Annotated in this window: 16 protein-coding genes and 1 pseudogene; 2 read left to right on the top strand and 15 right to left on the bottom strand. The window is 54.5% G+C overall.

What is annotated here, in order from left to right:
• Nucleotides 1-32 precede the first annotated feature (32 nt).
• Nucleotides 33-938 carry a hypothetical protein gene (locus WKI47_RS16385; protein WP_340228238.1) on the bottom strand — a complete coding sequence of 302 codons (906 nt, stop codon included), beginning with the start codon at nucleotides 936-938 and terminating at the stop codon, nucleotides 33-35.
• 137 nt (nucleotides 939-1075) lie between these two features.
• Here WKI47_RS16385 and WKI47_RS16380 point away from each other — a divergent pair, with 137 nt between their 5' ends.
• A complete protein-coding gene (locus WKI47_RS16380; RefSeq protein ID WP_340228237.1) occupies nucleotides 1076-2023 on the top strand; it encodes a zinc-binding dehydrogenase in 948 nt (315 codons plus the stop codon).
• A 104-nt stretch (nucleotides 2024-2127) separates the two neighbouring features.
• Here WKI47_RS16380 and WKI47_RS16375 read toward each other — a convergent pair whose 3' ends face one another.
• The 5 genes from WKI47_RS16375 to WKI47_RS16355 form a co-directional block, all read right to left on the bottom strand.
• A complete protein-coding gene (locus WKI47_RS16375) occupies nucleotides 2128-4017 on the bottom strand; it encodes a bifunctional homocysteine S-methyltransferase/methylenetetrahydrofolate reductase (RefSeq protein WP_340228236.1) in 1890 nt (629 codons plus the stop codon).
• Nucleotides 4017-6455, bottom strand: coding sequence for a 5-methyltetrahydropteroyltriglutamate--homocysteine S-methyltransferase (gene metE / locus WKI47_RS16370; protein ID WP_340228235.1), 2439 nt, complete (start codon nucleotides 6453-6455; stop codon nucleotides 4017-4019). Before metE ends, WKI47_RS16375 begins: the two co-directional genes overlap by 1 nt.
• A 444-nt stretch (nucleotides 6456-6899) precedes the next feature.
• Nucleotides 6900-12308, bottom strand: coding sequence for a diguanylate cyclase domain-containing protein (locus tag WKI47_RS16365; protein ID WP_340228234.1), 5409 nt, complete (start codon nucleotides 12306-12308; stop codon nucleotides 6900-6902).
• 169 nt (nucleotides 12309-12477) lie between these two features.
• Complete coding sequence (locus WKI47_RS16360) at nucleotides 12478-13380, bottom strand: DUF6612 family protein (RefSeq protein ID WP_340228233.1); 903 nt, start codon at nucleotides 13378-13380, stop codon at nucleotides 12478-12480.
• A 208-nt stretch (nucleotides 13381-13588) separates the two neighbouring features.
• Nucleotides 13589-13939 (bottom strand): immunity 51 family protein, encoded by a 351-nt coding sequence (locus tag WKI47_RS16355; protein WP_340228232.1) that lies wholly within the window; start codon nucleotides 13937-13939, stop codon nucleotides 13589-13591.
• 55 nt (nucleotides 13940-13994) lie between these two features.
• Between WKI47_RS16355 and WKI47_RS16350 the strand changes: the two are divergent.
• Nucleotides 13995-14922 (top strand): annotated as a pseudogene (locus WKI47_RS16350) (DMT family transporter).
• 102 nt (nucleotides 14923-15024) lie between these two features.
• Here WKI47_RS16350 and WKI47_RS16345 read toward each other — a convergent pair.
• From WKI47_RS16345 to WKI47_RS16305, 9 genes are all read right to left on the bottom strand, one after another.
• On the bottom strand, nucleotides 15025-15633 hold the full coding sequence (locus tag WKI47_RS16345; protein ID WP_340228231.1) for a hypothetical protein: 609 nt from the start codon (nucleotides 15631-15633) through the stop codon (nucleotides 15025-15027).
• A 105-nt stretch (nucleotides 15634-15738) separates the two neighbouring features.
• Nucleotides 15739-16377, bottom strand: coding sequence for a DUF4241 domain-containing protein (locus WKI47_RS16340; protein WP_340228230.1), 639 nt, complete (start codon nucleotides 16375-16377; stop codon nucleotides 15739-15741).
• A gap of 74 nt (nucleotides 16378-16451) precedes the next feature.
• Entirely contained in the window at nucleotides 16452-17297 is an 846-nt protein-coding gene (locus tag WKI47_RS16335) for a cytochrome c oxidase assembly protein (protein WP_340228229.1), read from the bottom strand.
• The gene (locus WKI47_RS16330; protein ID WP_425355473.1) at nucleotides 17287-17805 is read right to left on the bottom strand and encodes a DUF2243 domain-containing protein; all 519 of its coding nucleotides are present in this window, start codon (nucleotides 17803-17805) and stop codon (nucleotides 17287-17289) included. Before WKI47_RS16330 ends, WKI47_RS16335 begins: the two co-directional genes overlap by 11 nt.
• A gap of 36 nt (nucleotides 17806-17841) precedes the next feature.
• On the bottom strand, nucleotides 17842-18369 hold the full coding sequence (locus tag WKI47_RS16325; RefSeq protein WP_340228228.1) for a GNAT family N-acetyltransferase: 528 nt from the start codon (nucleotides 18367-18369) through the stop codon (nucleotides 17842-17844).
• A gap of 131 nt (nucleotides 18370-18500) precedes the next feature.
• Nucleotides 18501-18980, bottom strand: a complete 480-nt coding sequence (locus WKI47_RS16320) for a hypothetical protein (protein ID WP_340228227.1) — start codon at nucleotides 18978-18980, stop codon at nucleotides 18501-18503.
• Nucleotides 18977-19561: a nitroreductase family protein gene (locus WKI47_RS16315; protein WP_340228226.1), complete on the bottom strand. Its 585-nt coding sequence runs from the start codon at nucleotides 19559-19561 to the stop codon at nucleotides 18977-18979. Before WKI47_RS16315 ends, WKI47_RS16320 begins: the two co-directional genes overlap by 4 nt.
• Nucleotides 19558-20076 carry a MarR family transcriptional regulator gene (locus WKI47_RS16310; RefSeq protein ID WP_340228225.1) on the bottom strand — a complete coding sequence of 173 codons (519 nt, stop codon included), beginning with the start codon at nucleotides 20074-20076 and terminating at the stop codon, nucleotides 19558-19560. Before WKI47_RS16310 ends, WKI47_RS16315 begins: the two co-directional genes overlap by 4 nt.
• Nucleotides 20077-20269: 193 nt before the next feature.
• Nucleotides 20270-21295, bottom strand: a complete 1026-nt coding sequence (locus WKI47_RS16305) for a phosphotransferase enzyme family protein (RefSeq protein WP_340228224.1) — start codon at nucleotides 21293-21295, stop codon at nucleotides 20270-20272.
• Nucleotides 21296-21313: the final 18 nt, after the last annotated feature.

Here is a 21313-nt window from a genome sequence, read left to right as displayed (position 1 = left end):
CGATCGACAAAAGAGCTTTCCACCGCGCCGCATCAGCGAACGCATGGAAAGCTCTTTTTTTCATGAATAGCAGCCGATCCCGCCAACCGTTCAAACACACGACGTGCCGGATCATCCACCGAGAGAAACGCCACAACCTTCAGTCCATATCGGGTGCCGGTATCCATTCTCACATTACGATAACGAATACGGGTTAGCTCCTGATCGCCTTCCATGTTCGCAAGCCATAGCTTGGAACCCATCGATTCCACCGGAGGTTGTGTCTTATTCTCGCTCCAGTATCGATTGAACTCTGTATACTTGCGATGTCGATCGATCCAATGTCCACCATAACGGGACAGCAAGGGGTCTTGCTTCCACGCATGGACTTCACTTTGAATATGTGCTTCCCACAATGTAAACGACTCTGCATCGAATACCGAACGTCCTCGTACCGGAAGCTGCGGGTTAAAGTGTAAGTCGGCCATCGTTACCTCCTGCTGGGTAAATAGATCCGCAGAAAGGTCAAACAAGCGTATAAACGACTCATTGAAGCCTTTGATCCGCAGATCGTCGGTTGCTATCAAGGCCGGAACGGACAGCGTATCCATTAGCGAATGGGCAACCTCCAAGGCCTGCTCCAATTTCGGTCCAGTCAGCGGTTCATATTCAGGAATATAATCAGCAGCTAACAGCAGAGTATTCCGTTCCTCTCCGTCACATTCCAGATAAGCAGCAATTTCAAGCACCGTGTTGCGATCCGGCAAACGGGCGGAACGACCGATGAGCCAATTTTTATACGTGGGACAGGCTTCGTCATTCAACTCCTGTTGAGTGAATCGCTTGAAAGACGGATGCGACGGATTGGCAATGGCTTGTTGACGACGCATCCTGATTTGTTCAGACTCACGCAGAAAAGCTTGTAAAGTAGATCGAACGGGAATTTCGATTGGTTTCATTTTCAATAGCCTCCTCTACGCCCCATCTTGTTCTGTCAAGTGTAGGTCTACTCTTGGTTCCTTGCGTTGGCCCCAGTATACTCTTCCCTGTCAACCACAAGCAAGGCATCACCATTGAGGATGAGGAGGTCATACACATGATCCAGGCTGTTGTTTATGATTCATCGATTACCGGTAGATTTGCAATACGAAAGGTGGAAGCTCCAAAGGCTACCTTATTGGAAGCACTCGTACAAGTCGAAGCCTTTTCGCTTAATCAAGGCGAGGTTCGGGATGCTTCCGATTATGGTGACGGTTATCGCCCAGGCTGGGACTTTGCAGGGATCGTCATAGAACCTGCAACAAGCGGTATAGGTCCAAAAAAAGGGACTCGTGTCTTCGGACTGCTGACTGGAGGGGCATGGGCCGAGCAAATCGCTGTTCCTGTACCTAGCATGACCGAAATTCCGGAGGGTATTTCGGTCACTCAAGCCGCGACGCTTCCGGTTGCCGGACTTTCTGCGCTGTATACCCTTCGTAAAGGCGGCTTATTAATCGGCAAACGTCTACTGATTACAGGTTCATCTGGAGGCGTCGGGCTGATGCTTCATCAGTTGGCTTCACTGAGCGGTGCATGGACAGTCGGCACGGCTCGTTCTCAAGAAAAGGCAGGTTGGGTGCAAGATGCAGGAGCCGATCAAGTCATTGTCGGTGAATTCCCGCCTATCGGAGCCAAAGTTTCAGGTCCCTACGACCTCATCATCGACTCGGTAGGAGGCGATACCCTAACAGCGTTAGTACCAATGCTCAAGCCTGGCGCGACGCTGGTTTCTATGGGATATTCAGCTTCATCCACGGCTCATTTCGATATTCATGCGTTTACCGGGGCAGGCGGGCGGACTCTCTACGGCTTTTTCCTTGGCGAAGAGCTGGGTCGACAAAACGGACCTGCCGATCTTGCCTTACTGGGCCAACTCGTGGTGGAACAGAAGTTGAAGCCCCATCTATCTATTGAAGCTCCGTGGACGGATCTTAATGAAGTCGCGCACCGTCTGTTAAATCGGGAATTTGCGGGTAAAGTCGTGCTTCGAATCGGTACTGAATAAAAACCAATCCAAATAGCAGCCCATCAGAAAAAGGATTTCAAATTGCCCCTTACGGAAGCAGTCTGAAATCCTTTTACAGTTGAATAACCCTATTTCGATTAGCCCTATTGAATGCGATGTCCTTTGCGCTTGGCTGCCGCTTCGTGCACATAACGGGTCAGCTCCGCGGATTGCTCGTAACGCAGGAACGGAGTCATGATATACACCCCGCTGAAGTATTCCAGAATCACGTCGATCAAAGAGCGGGAAATGTTCATCCCTTCTTGCATCGCGGCTTCTTTGTCGTGTTCGTAACGCTGCATCCGGCCCAGCACTTCGTCGGTCAAGCGGATGCCCGGCACTTCGTTATGCAGGAAAGAAGCGTTCTGCGCGCTGATCAGCGGCATGATGCCGATAAAAATCTGCTGCTTGAGATGCTTGGTTGCATGGTACAGTTCTTCGATCCGTTTTTCGTCATAGACCGGCTGGGTCATGAAATAATCCGCTCCGGCGGCGATCTTTTTCTCCAGGCGAAGCACGCCTTTGTCCAGATGGCGCACGTTTGGATCGAACGCGGCGCCTACCGAGAAATTCGCACGCAGACCGAGCGAACGGCCCGAAGGCAGGCGGCCTTCGTTGAACTGTTTGGTCAGCTTGATCAGATCGAACGAATTGTAATCGTAGACCGATGTTGCACCCGGTACGTCGCCGACTTTCGACGGATCGCCCGTGATCGCGATCATCTGATTGATGCCTGAAGCAGCAAGACCCATCAGATGGGATTGAAGCCCGATCATATTGCGGTCCCGGCAAGCAACGTGCACCAGCGGTTTGACGCCGTATTTGTTTTTGACCACGGAGGCCAAAGATTCGTTGGCGATCCGGGGACTTGCCAGCGAATTGTCAGCCAGCGTCAGCGCGTCGATACCGGCTTCTTTGAGTGCTTGGACGCCTTTGAAAAACCCTTCGGTACGCAGCGTGCGCGGAGGATCGAGTTCGACGATCACCGAATGGTCCTTGGCCGCGGTGATCTCGTGGAACAAGGTTTCCGTCGGCGGAGCGTCGTTGGCGCTTGCAAGCTCGGCGACCGTCTCGCGCACTTCGATCCGCTGCGCCTCTGTTTCGGGAAGCGCTTCCGTGATTTTCTCCGTGATCGGCGCGGCGCCTTTTACGGACTCTACCATTGCGGCTACGTGCTCGGGCGTCGTGCCGCAGCAGCCGCCGATCAGACGCACGCCTTGATCGCGCAGATCCAGAGCGCTTTTGCCGAAATAGTCCGCTCCCGAACGGTATCTCAGACGGCCTTCATTGTACTCGGGCAGACCCGCGTTCGGATACGCCGACAGAAACGCATGCTTCGGCAGCGGAACCTGCTTCAAATAACGATTCATATGAAACGGACCGAGCCGACAGTTCAACCCAACTACGTCCGCGCCCAAACCTTCCAAAATAGCAAACATTTCAGCCAACGTGCTTCCGTCTTGCAAGTAACCGGAGTCCTGCGTCGAGACTTGCGCCACGATCGGCAGATCCGTTTTCTTGCGAGCCAAAGCCAATGTGGTGCGCAATTCCTCGGGATCGTAAAAGGTCTCCAGCAACAGACCGTCTACGCCTTCGGATAGCAAAGCTTCAATCTGGCGCTCGTTGCTCCGCTTGATCTCGCCGAGCGAGACTTCGCCGGGCTTGGTGCTGCGGATACCGCCGATCGTGCCCAGAACGTAAGCCCCGGTGCCTTCCGCGGCCGAGCGGGCCAACCGGGCGCCTGCCCGGTTGATCGATTCCAGCTCGTACTCCAGATTATAACGCTTCAGCTTGTGATCGTTCGCCGCATACGTATTGGTCTGGATCACTTCGGCTCCCGCGCCGAGGTACGCCCGGTGGATCTGGCGCACCTGCTCGGGACGGGTCAGGTTTAGCTCTTCGAAGCAGCGGTCGATGCCGTTCAGATACAGCAGCGTGCCCATCGCCCCATCGGCGACGATCACTCTTGTTCGCAGTTCGTCGAGCAGCCCCATTAGATGCGGTCGCCGGTCGCTCCGGCGCCTCCTGCTGCTCCTGCTTTCGCGAACTGCTCGCGCAATGCGACGGCTGCGGCCACCATCGTTTGAAGCGAAGGCAAGACTTCCTCTTCACGCCGTGTTTTCAGGCCGCAGTCCGGATTGATCCAGAATTGGGCCGGATCAAGAACTTCAAGCGCGCGCTGGGCAATCGACTCGATCTCGGATTGGTCAGGCAGACGAGGGCTGTGGATATCGAATACGCCCAAGCCGATACCTTTGTCGTACGTATCGTCTTCGAACGCGGATACCAGGTTACCGTTGCTGCGCGCCGCTTCGATCGAAATAACGTCGGCATCCAGATCGGAGATCGCTTGGATGATATCGCCGAATTCGGCATAGCACATATGCGTGTGGATTTGCGTCACATCCTGCACGCTTGTAGTCGAAGCGCGGAATGCGTAGACCGCATCGTCCAGGTACGCCTGCCAGTCTTCGCGTTTCAACGGAAGACCTTCGCGCAGCGCCGGCTCATCCACCTGAATCATGCCGATGCCTGCTTCTTCCAACGCGCTGACTTCGGAACGCAGCGCAAGAGCGATCTGGTTTTGCACGACGGCACGGGACAGATCGTCACGTACGAACGACCAGTTGTAGATGGTGATCGGGCCTGTCAACATGCCTTTAACCGGCTTTTGCGTGAGCGACTGCGCGTATGCACTTTCTGTGACCGTCATTGGGCTCAGCAGCTTCACGTCTCCGTACAGGATCGGCGGTTTTACGCAGCGCGAACCATAAGATTGTACCCAGGCAAAAGACGATGTGGTGAATCCGGCCAACTGCTCGCCGAAGTATTCAACCATGTCATTGCGCTCGAACTCGCCGTGTACCAGCACGTCGATGCCGATTTCTTCTTGAATACGAATCCAACGTTCGGTCTCGGCGTGCAGGAACTCCACGTATTGAGCTTCGCTCCACTCGCCTTTTTTCCATTTGCTGCGCGCTTGACGAACTTCGGTGGTCTGCGGCAAGCTTCCGATCGTTGTCGTCGGGAGCAATGGCAGAGGCCAATGCTTCGCTTGCACATCGCGGCGCGTCGCATAAGGCGACAGACGTTCCGGACGGTTGGCATCCAGTTTGCCCAGTGCGTCGCGTACCGATTCGTCATTGCGTTCCGGCGACGCGTTCAGAGCGGCAACCGCGTCCACGCTGGCTTTGATTTCGGCAGCCGCCGCTTCTTCGCCTTCATTCAGAGCTTGAACCAATGTCGCGATTTCCGCCAATTTCTCGTCGGCAAAGCTCAGGCCGTTTTTGATCTTCGCTTCCAGCTTTTCTTCGCTGCGCGTCGTGACCGGTACATGCAGTAGGCTCGAAGACGGTTGAATGAACAGCTCTTTCGCGTTTGCGGCTTTTTCGATCCGGCGCAGCAGCTCCAGCTTCACGCTCAGGTCGGAACGCCAGATATTGCGGCCGTCGATAATGCCGACGCCCAGAATCTTGTCTTGCGGGAAGCCGTTCTTTTCCAGAGCCGCCAGGTTGCGACCACGGTCATAGACGAAGTCGAGACCGATCGCCTGTACCGGAAGCTGTACGACTTCTTCGTAGCGGGATACCGACTCGAAGTACGTTTGCAGCAGGATGTTCAGCTCAGGCGTAGCGGTATTGAAAGCTTCGTAGATTTTACGCAGGCGCGCCACGTCTTCGTCGCTTGTTTCCAGAACCAGGATCGGCTCGTCGATTTGTACCCATTGTGCGCCGGCTTCGCTCAGTTCTTTCAGCACTTGCACGTACAATGGAATCAGTTCGTCCAACAGGGAGTCGAAACGATCGTTTTCGATACCGCGTGCCAGTTTCAGCAAAGTCAGCGGGCCTACGATGACGGGTTTGCCGTCGATACCCAGCTCTTCTTTGGCTTCCAGATAGAAGGCCAGCGGGCGGTTAACCGTGAGCTTAGGCGACAGCCCTTGCAGCTCAGGCACGATATAGTGGTAGTTCGTGTCGAACCATTTGGTCATCGGCGAAGCCGCGAATGCTTTTGTGCCGCGTGCTACCGCGAAGTAAGCATTGAGAACGTACGCGCCGTTTTCGTCCGGAGCAAAAAATGCCGTGCCCGCATCCGCTGCCGTCGTCGGCTCTTCGTCATGTCCGCCGCTTGCGCAGTTGCAATTCTCGTCATGCGAAGCGGTGTTGGCGCCGCCCGTAAAGCGTTGCGGCACAAGACCGAATGTGAATGCCGTATCGAGAACATGATCATAAAGCGAGAAATCGCCGACCGGAATCAATTCCGTTTTCAGGTCGCGCTGTTTTTTCAGATACTCCAGACGAAGTTTTTTCGTTTCGCTCTCCAGCTCGGCTGCGTCGATCTTACCCGACCAGTGTGCTTCCAGAAGTTTTTTCCATTCCCGTTTTTCGCCGATTCTCGGATACCCCAAATTCGAACTTTTCGCTTGCGTCATGTTGATCTTCCTCTCTGCCGGTTATTCGGAGGTGCCTGCCTGTCGGCGGCCCGTCCTGGACTTTGAGTATGATATTAGGCATCCGGAAGGAAAGTGTCAATCGCTCTCAAAAGCCACTAAGACGGCGTTATAGTCAAATTCCATGCTCAGCCCTCGGAATTCCTGATAACCAGTTCCAACACCCTTTTTGCGCCGAAAAGGAGCAATCCCTTGTCCGATAAGGATTCCCCGTTCTCCGGCTTCCAAAGACGGCTATACCGGTTTGGGATCGTCTATATCCTCAGGCTATGACGTACTATAGCAAACGCGCATAAGCCCAAAACCGGTAGATCGCGTCAAAACGCACGTCGCTTCGCGATAAAACGGTATGCCGTTCGCAAAAAAAGGATGCCTTGAGCGGTCCTATTCGCCCGCTTAGGCATCCTTTTCGATTCCGAAAATAGATCAATCGTATTCCAGCACCGTCACTTGGTTGCGTCCCGTATGCTTGGAAGCGTACAAAGCTTCGTCGGCCGTTTTGTACAGCCGTTCTTCTTCGATGTCTGTCCCGCCTTTTGCCCATACCGCGCCGACGGACACGGTTAAAATGCCGATCCCGGGGTTCTGCACATGCTCAATGTTTAACGCGGCCACCGCTTGGCGCACTTTCTCCGCGAACGCTTCGCATTCTTCCCGCTCGATGCCGGGCAGCAATATGCCGAATTCTTCGCCGCCCAGCCGAAAAGCGAAGCTTTGCCCTTCCGAAGTGCTGCGCCGCAACGCTTCGCCCACGAGTTTCAACGCCTGATCCCCTTCGTAATGCCCGTACGTGTCGTTGTACTTTTTATAATAGTCGACATCCAGCATCAGGCAGGCCAACGAATTTCGCTTTTTGTTGGCGCGAGACACGCTTCCGGCAAAAACGGCGTTGAAATGACGACGATTGTAAAGCCCGGTCAATTCGTCCGTGATGGATAACCGTTCGATCAGGCTCAAGGAACGGTTCAGTTCTTCGTTGTTGCGTTTAAGCTCTTCGGTGCGTTCGGCGACGATCTCCTCCAGGTTTTCTTTGTGAAGCCGAAGCTCCTGTTCCGCTTTTTTTCGGGCCGTGATGTCTTTAACGGTTCCTTGAACCGCCCGCTTGCCCCGGTAAAATACGCCGCTCACTTTGTGTATCGCTGTCACGATCCGAACGCCGTCGCGGTGCGCAAGCGCGGCCTCGTATTCGGACGGCGTTTCCGCCCCTTCGATCCGGCTGCGGTAATAACGCTCCACCCGCTCCGCATCCGTCGGATGAATAAAAGCGTCGTACGGAGCGCCCAGCATCTCGTCCGCGCCGTAACCCAACATTTCGGCCAAAGCGGCGTTGACGTAGACAAACCGTTCTTCCTGAATCATGAAAATGCCGTCCTGGATATTATCGACCAGTTCGCGGTACTTGGCTTCGGATTGCTCCAGTTCTTCGTACAGGCTGGCATTTTCTAAAGAAAAGACCATATCCCGGGACAACAGATTGATGACTTTCAACCGTTCTTGCGTAAAAGCGCCCGTGACCAGATTGTTTTCCAAGTAAATGACGGCAACGGTCCGGTTCTGGTTAATGAGCGGCATGCAGACGATCGAGCGGGGACGATGCAACCGGATATAAGGATCGCCGACCAGCGAAGGTTCGGTACGCGCATCGTCTACGATCAGCGTTTTGCCGCTTTCTTCGACGGACCTCAACAGCGTTTCGGGCAAAGGATCGTATAAGGTTGTTTCCCTCACTACCACCGAAATCCGGTCCGCGTCGGCGATATACCGTCCTTCGACCATCATCGGGCTTTGCCGGAGCAAAATGCAGCCTCGCTGCGCTCCCGCGTTTTTGATTACGATCTCCATAAGCGCCTGAAGCAGATGATCCAGTTCGATCTCCCGCGAGATCGCTTGCGAAGCCAACATCAATACGTCGAGATCGATACTGTCCGACGAAGCGGTGAACGAACCGTGCTGGGCGCGTTCATGCGTACGCGAGACGGTGTGCTGCGGATAACGCTGCGCCAACTGCCGCACTTTCCCTTCCGCTCCCCAGACGGCGTAATAATATACCGCTTTGCCCAGCAGATACGTCCCGTAGTCGATATGCCCTTGTTGAAAATGAAAAGCGGCGGCCAGTTCGAATCCCAGCGCTTTGTAGCGAACGGGACCCTGATTTTCCGCTTCCGCGCAGGCCAGATCGTACAATCGGGCGGCTTCGTCCGAACGCTCGGATATTCGTGCGCGTTCCGCTTTCAACAGCAATTCATGCCAAGCAAAGTTGTGCGGATTGTGCGCAGCCCAACTTCGAATACGGCGAAACTCGCGGCCCATGACCGTTTGCCTGCGGCGATTCGCTCCGGCGTTGAGCGAAGGGCTGGCGTAAGCGCTGATCAAAAAACCGTACAGCGCATACTCTTCCATAAAAGCCGAACCCGCCAACGCGCCTGCGTAGACTTCGGCTTGTTCCCTGTAACGTTCCGCTTCATTATAATGTCCGGCGGTGAAGTACTGTTTCATTTTATATAAGTGGTAGATCGCGATTCCCGATTGATAGTCCGCGCTTTCCAACTGCGCCAGACAAGCCGCTTCGCTAAAATGCGGATCATCGAACGACAACGGATTTTCCAGCAACCCGGCCAGTCCTTTCCATTGTTGCCGGGCAAGCTTGGCTGTCGCCAACGCTTCATGGTGCCCCGTATTCGCGATCAACGCAATATGCTTTTCGCTTTCTTCGATCTGCGCTTTCATGTCCAGCGCGGGATGCCATAGGTTAACATAGTAGCACGCGTGCGCCAGGTACAGCAGATTGCCCGAACGCAAACCGGAGTCGATCGCTTCGCCGAAAGCTTCCGGCAATCGGCGCCAGGGTTCTTTCCAGATGCGCGTGAATAACGCCGTCAGCACCTGCGTCGCGCTGCGCGATCGCAGATCGTCGAAACGCTCGTTAAGACGAAGCGCCAGATTCCCGAAAGTCCAGGCGCCTTGAATGTCTCCCAATCCGGACAATAACAGCGCGTAGCCGGTAAAAGCAAGCGCCGATTCCGGCGCGATGCCGTATTTGAGCGTAAGCGCCGTTTTTTTGAGGACGATCAAGCCGAATAAAGGCTGCTCGCCCGAAATAAAAGCCGGCGGAAACATCCCGATCAACAGACGCATCGCCAGCTTGACCCGGGGATCGCTCATTTCGCCGCTTTGTTCCAGGCGCCGGAGCGGAGTGGCGGCAAGCTTCAGCTTCACTTTGCCCAATTCGGCCGCGACCGCGGTCATTCGGACATGATCCGGCAAGCGAATACCCAACAAGGCCAAGCCTTTTCGCCCGGAATCCAACGATTCTTTCATCAGGCCCAGGTAGAAGTAAGACGCCGCCTGCATCTCGTAAAGCCCGGCGGATTCCAACGGATTTCGGGTTTGGGCGATCCATTCCGCGCAAGCTTGATCCGCTTCTTCGATCCGGCGGCACAGATAACCGTATTCCGCATACCGGAACAACGCGGAACGGGTCAACTCCGGACGCAAAGCCCAACGCGCGTCGCCCAGCAAGTCCGTTGCCACTTTTGCCAATGCCCATGCCTTGTCGTAACCGTAGGCCGCTTTGGCGATTCCGGCCGCTTCGATATTCAAACGGATCAAGCGCTCGCGCTCGGCCTCGTTTTCGATATAAACCAGACCTTTGTTCAAATGAGCCATCGCTTCAAGCAAGTCTTTTGCATGCTGGGAGGGATCGGCGCCTAGCCGTTCAAGCCAGACTCGCCCGATCCTCAGATGCAGTTGAACGATCTCTCCCGGCGGTTGCAGCTCGTAAGCGGCTTGCTGAATCCGGTCATGCCGGAACCGATACCGCGCCGACGAATCGGCGGAAGCCGTTGATTCGGGAAAAGGGTAACGAACGATCAATTCTTCTTCGAACGCTTGTTCCAAGCAGCGTTCAACGGTCGCGCGATCGGCTTCTCCCGTACGTTCAAGCAAGCTTGCATCGAATCCGGCGCCCAGCACCGCCGCGAGCGTCAAAAAACGCCGCATATCCGGGCCGAGATCCGACAGACGTTCCATCAACAACCCGAGCACGTCTTCGCTGACCGGCATTTCCGCGATGCGCTGCGCTTCCCATTCCCAGCTCCCGCTCGGCGCGTTGAATACGATCAGCCCGTCCCGATGCCATTCACGCAAAATTTCCCCGGCGAACAAAGCATTGCCCCGCGTTCTGAGACGCACCACTTCTCCCAGCGAACGAACCTTTTCCCGGTCGGCTTGCAGGGTGTCGGCAACCAATGCTTCGACCGCTTCTTGCCCGAGCAAGCCCAGTTCGATCTTGCCGACTTCGCGGACGGCGCGAATCCGCTCCGTCGCTTCAAGCAAAGGATGGCCTTCGCCCAGCTCGTCGGGACGATAAGCCCAGACCACGCAAAGTCCCCGCAGCTTCGAATCGAGCATCAACCGTTCCACCAGCTGAATTTCGGCATGATCCGCGCGGTGCATATCGTCCAAAAACAACAACAGCGGCCTTCCGTCGTCCAACAACCCTCGAACAAAAGCGGCAAAGCTCAGAAAAAAGCGGCTTGTATCTTCGGCAGGCGCAAGCGTACGCAGCTCAGGCGAAGCGCCGATCCAAGCTTCAAGTTCCGGAATCAAGCGCGTGATCAGGATTCCGCTGCCGTCCAGTTCCCTGCGCAAGTTTTCGGCCATTTCCGAATGCCGCACATCGTTTCCCGTTTCTTCGGCCGCCATTTGGACGATCAGCCCGCGGAATGCCTGAATAAGAGCCGCGTGCGGAACGCTTCGATTGTAAGGATCGCATTTCCCCTCGGCCCAGCGACCGTTCTCCCCGGAGACCGCATTTCGCAGCCCATCGACAAAAACGGTCTTACCGGTGCCGGCCTCGCCCACTATCTTAAGCAATCTCGGCGGCCTTCCGGCGACGGAGTCGAAAAAAGCTGAAGCCTGAACAAGCTCGGCTTCTCGCCCGTATAACCGCTGCGGCAAGCGGAATCGTTCGCGACGATCCTGGCCTCCCGGTTCAAAGTCCGTTTCTCCATGAATGCAGCGCAACAGATCGGCTTTGATACCGTCCGCCGTCTGATACCGTTCTTCGGGAGACTTGCTTAACAGCTTCATGATGATATGGGATAAAGCGGGAGAGGCATGTTCGGGTGTCGCCAGATGGGGTGGAACGGGGTGTTTGGCCATTAATGAAAAAAGATACTCCGGCGCGTTGTCTTCCCGATAGGGCCGAGATCCGACAGCCAGTTCGTACAAGGTGACCCCGAAAGAATAATAGTCGGTTCGGAAATCGATACTCCGATTGATCCGTCCTGTTTGTTCGGGGGACATGTACGAAAGACTGCCTTCCGGCAGCGCAGTCTGCTTTACGGATTCGATATCGTTCGATACCGAGTCTTCGGACAATCCGAAATCGATCAGCAGTAGCTTGTTGGTTGCCGTATTCCAGATCAGGTTGGCAGGCTTGATGTCTTTATGGATCACGCCTTGCGCATGCACCTCGCCCAAAATCCCGATAAAAGATACCATGGCGCGCAGGAAAGATTGGGATTCGGGTCGTTTTTCGGCCCATATGCGATCCAGCGAATATCCACCGATATCCTCCAGCTCCAACAGCAGCATGCCTCCGCGTTCTTCAAGTCCGATCGGGCGTACGATTCCTTCTATTTGGGCACTCAACTTTTCCAATAAAAGATATTCTTTTTTAAAACGAATCACTTCTTGCGAATCCGCCGATCTTGAACGCAACAGTTTCAAAATCACGGTTTCGTCGGAATGTTGATTTACCGCGCGATAAACCGCTTTGCGGCCATTGTCGGAAAAGGTTTCGATAATAGTAAAATGGTCAATTGTTGTCATGGTCCGATTCCACCTTTGGCCGCTAATCTTTTTTATTAATTTCTAGCATATCCCATATTATCGCTTGTGGGAAGCCGATTCCGGGCAGACGAAAAAAGCCGGCCGCGAAATCGCAGCCGACTTTATCCTTTTATTCCGGTTCGTGCGCATATGCGCAAATCATAAAAGCTTATTGCGCGCTGTCTACGACGTCTTGAGGAACCGTGATCTCTTTGATCTCGTTGTGTTTCGAAATCGTGCTGTCCATGACCATGTGCATCGACATGCTCATCGCTTGGTCGCCTTCTCCGCTGTCCGCCGACATCGTCATATCAATCAGCGATTTGGTCGGATAGAACGTTTCCTTGTTGAGCGCGTAAGTCAGGTTCATTTCTTCGATGTTCATTTGATCGAGAGCCGCCGCGGATTGTTCGTCGCTACCGCCCAGCATGTCCGAAGCCATCGATTTGATCTTGTCGCCCGACAGCGAAGCGGTCAACACGTAATCGTCGCCTTCTTCAGTCACTTTCATGTCGCTGGCAACGGATTTGAATTGATCGAACGAAGCTTCCAGATTCGATCCGCTTTCCAGGGTGCTCATCATTTGCGCGCGCTGTTCTTCCGGAAGCTTTCTCCATTGGCCTTCCACTTCCATGTAGATCGCGTCAGCCGTGATGTACTGCTTGATATCCGTCGAAGTGCCTGCCGCGTCCGCTTTAATTTCTTGGTACCCGCTGATCGGATCAAGCACGATATCCGTATTCATCGTCGTTTTGGACGTGTTTTCTTCGCCGTTAAGCGTCATGCTTTGGTCGATATCCGCTACCATGTTGTAACTCTTCAGCTCTTTGGTCGCGGCTTGAGCTTTATTCAACAGTTCTTCCGCAGACATTGACGATGCCTCAGCCGCCGGTTCTTCCGCAGCAGGCGTTTCCGTTGCTTCAGTCGCAGGCGTTTCCGTCGTCGTTTCCGCAGGTGCCGTCGTATCCGTCGCCGCCGGAGTTTCGGTAGTCGCTGTTTCCTCGTTGTTTCCACACGCTGTAATGCTTACAACCAACATAGCCGAAAATACGGCCGTCCACATTTTTTTCATTATGTACCCTCCTGGTTTCTGATAAATATGTCTCTTCGGCTTATTAAACCAAAGCGCCTTGTTTTTAACGCTTTTCCGACAATTTAACGCGTAAAGTGATAAATAACAAAGCTTTTTCATAGTATCAATACACCTGGTGGGGGAATACCCGTCATTCGAACGAATTATTAACCGGGGCTTTTCTCATGCAAGATCGGGACTTAGGTCTTTAATCCAATTCTGCCCGGGAAAAGAGTTCTCGAATCAGTACGTCATCCTCGCAAGCGTCTTTGAACCCGTAAACGAACAGTTCCAGTGCTTCGACATCATCGGAATAAGCGGCAAACATATCGGCTTCCGGATCGAATTTGACACGGTCGGCCAGATGCGGCATTTTCTCTTCCAGAAATACGGAAGCGAGAGAAGCCCAATCGTAACCGTTCCCTTCAAAGCCCTCGTCTGCACGCTCCGCAAATACTTCATCCTTATAAAGTCCGGCAGTCAAAATCACCGAGGCTTTGCCTTGACCGTGGTCTACCCATTTGAATGGTTCCATACTGCGCTTTGCTTCTTCCGCCATCTTCTGTTCCTCCTCGATCTTTTTTTGGTAAAAAACTTCCCCGTATCAGTTTACTATATCCCGACTATCGGACACAAAACGCGTCTTGGTATTGTTCCTAATCGTTGTCTGGGGAATCAACTGGCCGTTAAACAAAATGGCGCTGCCGCATACGCCGCCTCTGCTCTTTTCCGGCATGCGTACATTGATCGGCGGCCTAATCCTTCTCCCTTTTGCGCTACGCCGAATGCCTACGTTACGCTGGAAGCACAATGTCGGACATTACGTGCTGCTCGGTCTGCTGAACGTAAGCGGATATTACGGCTTGCAAACGGCCGGAATCGCTTATTTGACAGCCGGACTTTTCTCGACGCTTGTATTTTTGCAGCCGATTCTACTCGGAGTGTTTTCCCGCATTTGGCTCGGCGAGGAATTAAACCGATTCAAAATTGCAGGGCTGATACTTGGATTTGCTGGCGTCGCGGTCATCAGCATCGGCGGACTTGAAGGTCACCTTTCTCCGCTCGGAATCGTGCTCGCGTTATTGTCTGCTCTATGTTGGGCGCTCGGTACTGTATACTCGGCACTGTATATATGAAGAAACAGGGAGCGAAACTGGACTCCGTCTGGGCGGTAACGATGCAACTGATAATCGGCGGCGCGGCCCTTCTGCTCTTGGGTACAGGTACGGAGAGCTGGCAGGCTATCGAATGGAATACTGAATTCGTCAGCATTTTGCTTTTTATTTCCGTCTTCGTCATTGCGGCTGGCTGATCTACTTCCTTTTGATCGACGCCGGAGAAGTCAGCACGGTCGGCGCGTATACGTTTCTGATCCTGGTTCTGTCGAATCTGTTCAGTATCCTGCTGTTGGGTGAAAAAGCGAATTTTTCTTTGCTGGTTGGCCTATTGATGATTGCGGGCAGCATTGTACTCGTCAATCGCAGGAAAATGCCGGGACCGATCACAACGATCTCGTCAAACTCCGGAAGTTGTAGCGATTGAGTCGGACATGCCGATGCAGGCAAAAGCGCCGCTCTATCATTTTCAAAAAAAGAAAGCAGACCTGCTTCGCCCGGAAAACCGGCAAAACAGGGCTGCTTTTTTTCAACCTTGTTTGGGAATCAGGGGAAGGCGCTTCAGCTTCTCCGATAGTTCGGCGGGCAGCGGTTCTTCGAGAATTCGGGCAACCGCCTGACGATCCGCTCCGTTTTGTTGAAGATAGCCCTCCAGCAGATTCGCTTTTTCCGTTCGTCCCATCAGTGCATAGGCCGCCATCCATACTTCCGGACTGGCGATCCGCAGCCCGTCCCGAACGCCCGCCGTCAAAGCCGGCATCCGGCAGTTTTGCCCGTCAAAGCGAATCGCGAAACCGATGATGATCTCTACTTCGGGATTCGTCTTTTCGATTCGCAGCTTGCGGCCGCTTCCGTATAGCTCGCTTGAACCGTTTTCTTCGACCAGCTCCATACCGGCAAGCGCTTCGCGCACTTCGGCTTCCGGCGCATCCGTCATCAGGTCCCAATCGCGTACGTTATCCGTCAGCCCCAGTCCGAGCAGCATTCCGCTTCCGCCAACGACGTAGTCGACTCCGGCACGTTCCAGCAGCAAGGTGACATGTTGCAGCGTGCTTCTTTTTTCGGACAGGCTCAAACCGGCTTCGGCGCTGTCTTTTCTCGCATATTCCGGGCCTTGCTTATGTACCGCTCTGTTCATGATCGAACCTCTCCCTGTTCGGCTTTTCTGCATTGTACCACGAAGAATGGTGCAACAGACAAAAAAGCGCCGGGAAGACGTAAAGCCTCCCGGCGCATCAACCTTTTATTCCGCTTGATCTTTCTCGGCGTCGCTGTCTTGCACCACCTGGAAATCGGTCAGCAGCGACACGACTTCGTCGTGTTCGTCGATTCCCCAATAGGAAGCGTAAAAACCGTCGCCGAAGCCCGAGGTGAACATGATCACGTTTAATCCGGTTTCTTCGTCCGAGGTCAGGTTGCCCCATACGTCGTCGTGCTCTTCCAGCACATCGGCGATCAGGTCGTCGTACAAGCTGATGTATTCGTCGCCGAGTTCTTCCTGAAGCCGACCATCCAACGCTTCCAGCGCGCGGATCGCGTCTTCGTCGGCGAAACTTCCAATGCCCGCATCGACCGGATAGCCGAACAACTCGTTTTCTTTCAGCGTGCTTTTGTCTTGACCCGGACGCACGGCCAATTCCCAGCGCACCGGTTTATTTTCGGAAAAACGAAGCTCTGCTCCGGCGACCGTTCCTTTCTGTTCGCTATGCCACGCAAACACCGGATACGTGCCTGGCTTGACCTCGTACTCGAACGCTTCGAGCGTCGAGGTAAGCGGATCGCAGGCGACGACGCGCCCCGATACGATCTTCAGCGGATCGAGCGGCTGCGGACGCAGCGATCCGTTCGCGTGATCCAGCAAATCTTGCAAAAATTTCGTCATGGTTGTTCTTCCTCTCTGCTTCGGAATAGGCGGCTCCGCGCGAACGTCCGCAGCGGCCGCCGATCAAACAACGTTCACCTATGTATACCCGGTTTGCCGTTTTCCGAACGATACCACCGGTAACAAAACAACAAGATCAGCAGCAAATCCACGCCGTCACCGCCGTAATACATCAACTGCGCGCCTTGCCGGGCGTCTTGAATATCGGTGCCGGCCGGCGGAAAAGCATACAGCGTTTTGCCCAGTATCCCGTGCGCCGCGAAAGACAAGATCATCACGCAGCCTCGCAGCTTCATGCCGGTTCGGTGAGGAGACGGATCGACCGGCAGGATCGAAGACGTAAACAGATACCCGGCGGCGAACACGTGAACATGAATCAGCACATGCAGCGCGACGGACGCGTGCATGGCGGCGTACAGATCGGTCGTGTACAGCAGCCATAATCCGCCGACATTCAGTGACGCTGCCGTAACGGGGTGCGAGATCGCGGCGGCAAAGCGGCTGCGCAGCAAGCGCGTCAGAAACCGAGCCGCCCGGCGCGGCAAAGCGCGAAACAGCAAGGTGACCGGCGCGGCGTATACGAGCAGCAGCGGACCCAACATGCCGAGCAGCAGATGGCCGAGCATATGCGCGGTGAAGCTGCTATGCGCGGCTTGCGCCAGAGGTCCCGCGACCGCCGACGCACAGAGCAGGATTCCCGCGCACCCCGACAAAGATCGCGAAGCCGGCCAACGTCTGTATCGCTTGGAAGTCCAATACGCCAGTGCCGCATACGCCAGCATCAACGGCAAAGCGAGCAGCGCGAGAGAAATCCAATCGCCTAAGCCGTCAGCCGCATGGTAAACAGGGCCTATCGTCGGCGTATCCGATCCGTGACCGTGTCCGGCATGCGCGTCAACGAAACTTCGGCTATTCTGCACGCATCGTTTCCTGTTCGCGGGTTTCCGATTTTTCGCCGCCTGTCCGAACGATCATAGCGATGCCCGCTACAAGCAGCAGCGCTCCGGCTATGTTCCATGTCCAATCGTACACGCTGATTTCCACGCCGTACCGGATCTGATGCAGTTGCATCAGTTTATGGTGCACGATGCCGTCATAAAGTTGGAAAAATCCGGCTCCGAGCAAAATTCCGCCTACCCAGCGAGAACGAATCCATGCCCTTTTTCGGCGCAGATCGGCTAACAGAAACAAGGAAGCGACAGAAGCGAACCAACTGAACGCATGCAGCAGACCGTCCGACACCAGTCCTGCCGCGGTGGTGGATTTATCGTAAAAATGATGCCAATGCAGCAGTTGATGGAACACGACTTCATCCACGAATGCGATGCAGCCGATGCCGAACAGAATGCCGGATACCAGACTTCTCGATCGACCGTTTCCGACTTCGCGCGGCGGCTGCTTTTCGGCGGTGCTTGAGTATCCGTTCACGGCTTATCCTCCTTTTGTTAAAAACACCTTCCCTCTCTATAACCCTTTTTGCGCCATTCCAAATTCCAACCGGCTGGCTTGAACCGAAAAGCCCAAAGTTTCGTAAAAATCCGCCGCTTTGCCGTTGAATCCCGCTACGTTTAGTTCGATCGTATCGACCGACGCTTCGCGGGCTCGTTGTTGCAGTAGCCGGATCAGATCCGTGCCGATTCCGCTTCGCCGCAACCGTTCGTCCACGACCAGATCGTCGACGAACAGCACGTGTCGGCTTTGCAATGCGCAGTTGCCGGGCTTTTTTTCGAAATGATATAGCAGGTAAGCCGACAATTCGGGAAACGATCCCGGCACGACGTTCGATTCGGCGGTGATTTCCGCGACCCACAAAAAACGTTCGGCGTCGCCGATCCAATCGGTATAACTATCGGCAGGCAGCGCCTCTTCCGGCATTCGGTACAAATCCGGCCTTGCCTGAGCATGAAGCCGCTGAAGCTGCGTATTCAAACGGGCGACTTCCGCATAATCGTTTTCAAGCGCGGCGCGTATCACGATTTTGCTATTTTCCATTTCGACTTGCCTCCTTACGATCGATTGTAAAAGTATACCGCAAAGCGAGCAAGCAAAAAAGGTTGCCGCCCGGGAGCCGAATCTCCCAAGCGACAGCCTTATGCAAGACAGGCAGTCTTGCCGAACATCTTTCAAAACAAATCAAACCGGATCGAATCGGCCGCTTGCCGTTCCGACGCCGCTTCGATCGCAAGCGGCGAAAGTTCCAATACGGCGGCGATCCGTTCGTTGTCTCCGATCCCCCATTCACTCAACCGATCCGATGTCCGGGTCCAGGATTCGAGAGTGCGCGTCGCGTTCCAACCTTGTGCAAGAGCCAGCAGACGGACATTTTCCGCCAAACAGCAGCAAGCCGCAAAATCTTCGATCTGCTTGGCCGGGTCCGGCGACAGCGGCGCGACGACGATCAAGCAGGCTTCGACGCTGTCCGGCACGTCCGGCAGCGCTCGCGGATCGGCCGCATAAACAAAACGCCATGGTTCCCGGTTTTCGTCGTTGGGCGCCCATACCGCATCGTTCAGCAAATCAAGCACGGCGTTTTCCGAGATCGGCCGGACGGAAGACGGCGCAGCGATTGCGGATAATGCCGATAGACGCGGAATGCCGCTCATTGCGCACCTCCTTGCTTGCCGATCACGGTCCAGCGTTCCTCGGCGCGCGTACGCGTGCGTCCGCGGGGAACTTTGGCGAAATAGCCCATATGCAAAATGCCCGCGAACGTTTCTTCGTTTTCTATGCCGATCTTCGCTTGAAAAGCAGGTTTTTGCAATTGCGGTTCCGTGTCCCACAACATGCCGAGTTCGCGTTCCCAAGCAAGCAGTTGCAACGTTTGCAACGTGCAGCAGGCTTCGGCGAAGTTATTTTCCCCGGTTTCGCGGCTTTCCCCTTTATGTACGAACACGATGAGATTGGCGGGAATCGCGGCGGTACGTTTGCGGAACGATTCGGACAGTTTTTTGGGAAGCAGACGTCCCAGCTTGCTGTCGGCGAAACTTTCCATCATCGCGGCCGCCAACCGATCGCGGGCTTGTTGCGAACCGGCGAACACGTAACGCCAGCGCCCGCCAGAAGGCACGCCCCGCAACGACTCGGCTTGCTCCAGCAATTCGCGAACTTCGGCTTCGCCGACGGCGCGGCTATCGTATTTGCGAATGCTGCGGCGTTCCCGAATCAGCGAGCTTACCGAATTCATCGCGCGTTTTCCATCGAAAACTGCTGCCGTTCGAATTCCGCTCCGGCGTGGCGCAGGAACTCGCCAACGAAGGCCAATTGCTCCCCGCTATAACCGCCCAGGAAAGTGCGGAAACGTTCTTCTTCGCGCTCGTGCAATTCGCAATGCGTATCGAACACTTCACGACCCGCAGGCGTCAGACGGTAATAAATTTCTTTGCGGTTGTGGCGCATGCGCTCGCGCTTGACCAGACCTTCGCGCACCAGACGCGTGCCGATCTTGGTTACGCCTGCACGCGACAGACCGATCTTCTCGGCAATCGTCGTTCCGTTGATCGGCTCATGCCGACCGATGCACTGGATCGCGTTCACGACGGTCAGATTGCCCACGCGGCTGCCTGTCTCTTCGTCTTCGATCATCGCACGAAGTCGGGAAGGCTCCGTTTGTCTGTGGCTTTCGTACCGATGCAGGAAATCCAAAATCTGTCCGTAAAGTTCCGTTGGTGCTGTATGTTGACGGTAAACGCTTGCTTCCATAGCATTCACTCCTTCAGGATATATAGGATGGTTGATTCATAATCTTGTTGCTGCTGAGAACAATATATCCTAATTGAGAATGATAATCAACAGGTTTTTAGAAAAAATATTTTCCTCGTATACATAAAAATTTGGCTTAAATAAAGGAAAACCGGCTTTTAAAGCCCCAAGGCCGCCGGTTTTCCATTCTCAATTAGATTAAAATATTCGATAATAAACGCTTCAACCTCTGTTCGCTCGCTCGCATACGTTCCAGATCCCGGGATAGCGAACAGGCTTGTTCTTCCAGCACTGTGAAGTCATCGATTCCTTCCCAATAGCGGGTAAGAAAATGCAGGAAAACATCCACTTTACGCAAACGCATGAGCAAAGGAATCGCTTGAAGCTCCTCCTCGCTCAACGCAACGTTTTTACGAAACCCTTCAGCAAAAGCATGCAGAGCTTCCTCGCCTTCCGGAAGTCCGGACAAGATCACCGCCGCATCCATGGCCCGTATGTCATAGGTACAAAATTCAAAATCCAACAACGCTTCAATGACGTCCGGTTCGTCAGCACGAACCAACAGGTTGGATGCGTTAAGGTCTCCATGTACAAGCTGATGGGGCAGATGCCGAAGATTCCCCAACTCGCGTAAAATCTCGGCGTACGCCTGCGCCATCAGCGTAAGATATGGAGCCGCTCTCAGCAATTCGGCAGGCGGATTCGAACACAGATCGAATACTCGTTCGGGCTTGCACAGCGGATAGGCCTCGCCCAGCTCATAGTAAGGACGGTAAGCGGGCTTCTGCTTCGGGGCAATGACAGCCAAAGCCGCGGACAACTCGCCTGCCGCTTCTCCGAACGTATGCAGCGGACGAATATCTTCATCCGTTGGGCGCAGTCCTTCTATGTAAGCAAATAAACAAGCATAGCGTCCGCTGCTGTCCTTCAGGCGAACCAGCGTTTCTCCCTCCGTCGTAAGTAGCGGCACCGGTGTGCGGAAAGACAGTTCAGCTTCAGCCAAAGCCAGCAAAACGGCATGCTCGAACTTTATTTTGGCCGGATCCCGATGCGTTTCGTACACGCGCAGCACGTAACGCCGATGATCGTGATCGACGAAGCGGGTGGTATTGTTCCAACCCTTAGCTCCTTGTTCCGGCGTTCCCGCATAATGCGGCAAATATTGCCGAACAACTTCCTCCAATATTCCTTCTCCCGCGCTCCCCGCTTTTCCTGTCATACGCTCTCTCCCGTCAGC

This window comes from Saccharibacillus sacchari (assembly GCF_037722395.1).
GTDB lineage: Bacteria > Bacillota > Bacilli > Paenibacillales > Paenibacillaceae > Saccharibacillus > Saccharibacillus sacchari_A.
The sequence above is the reverse complement of the archived record's forward strand: the minus strand, read 5'-3'. Positions and strand labels throughout refer to the sequence as shown.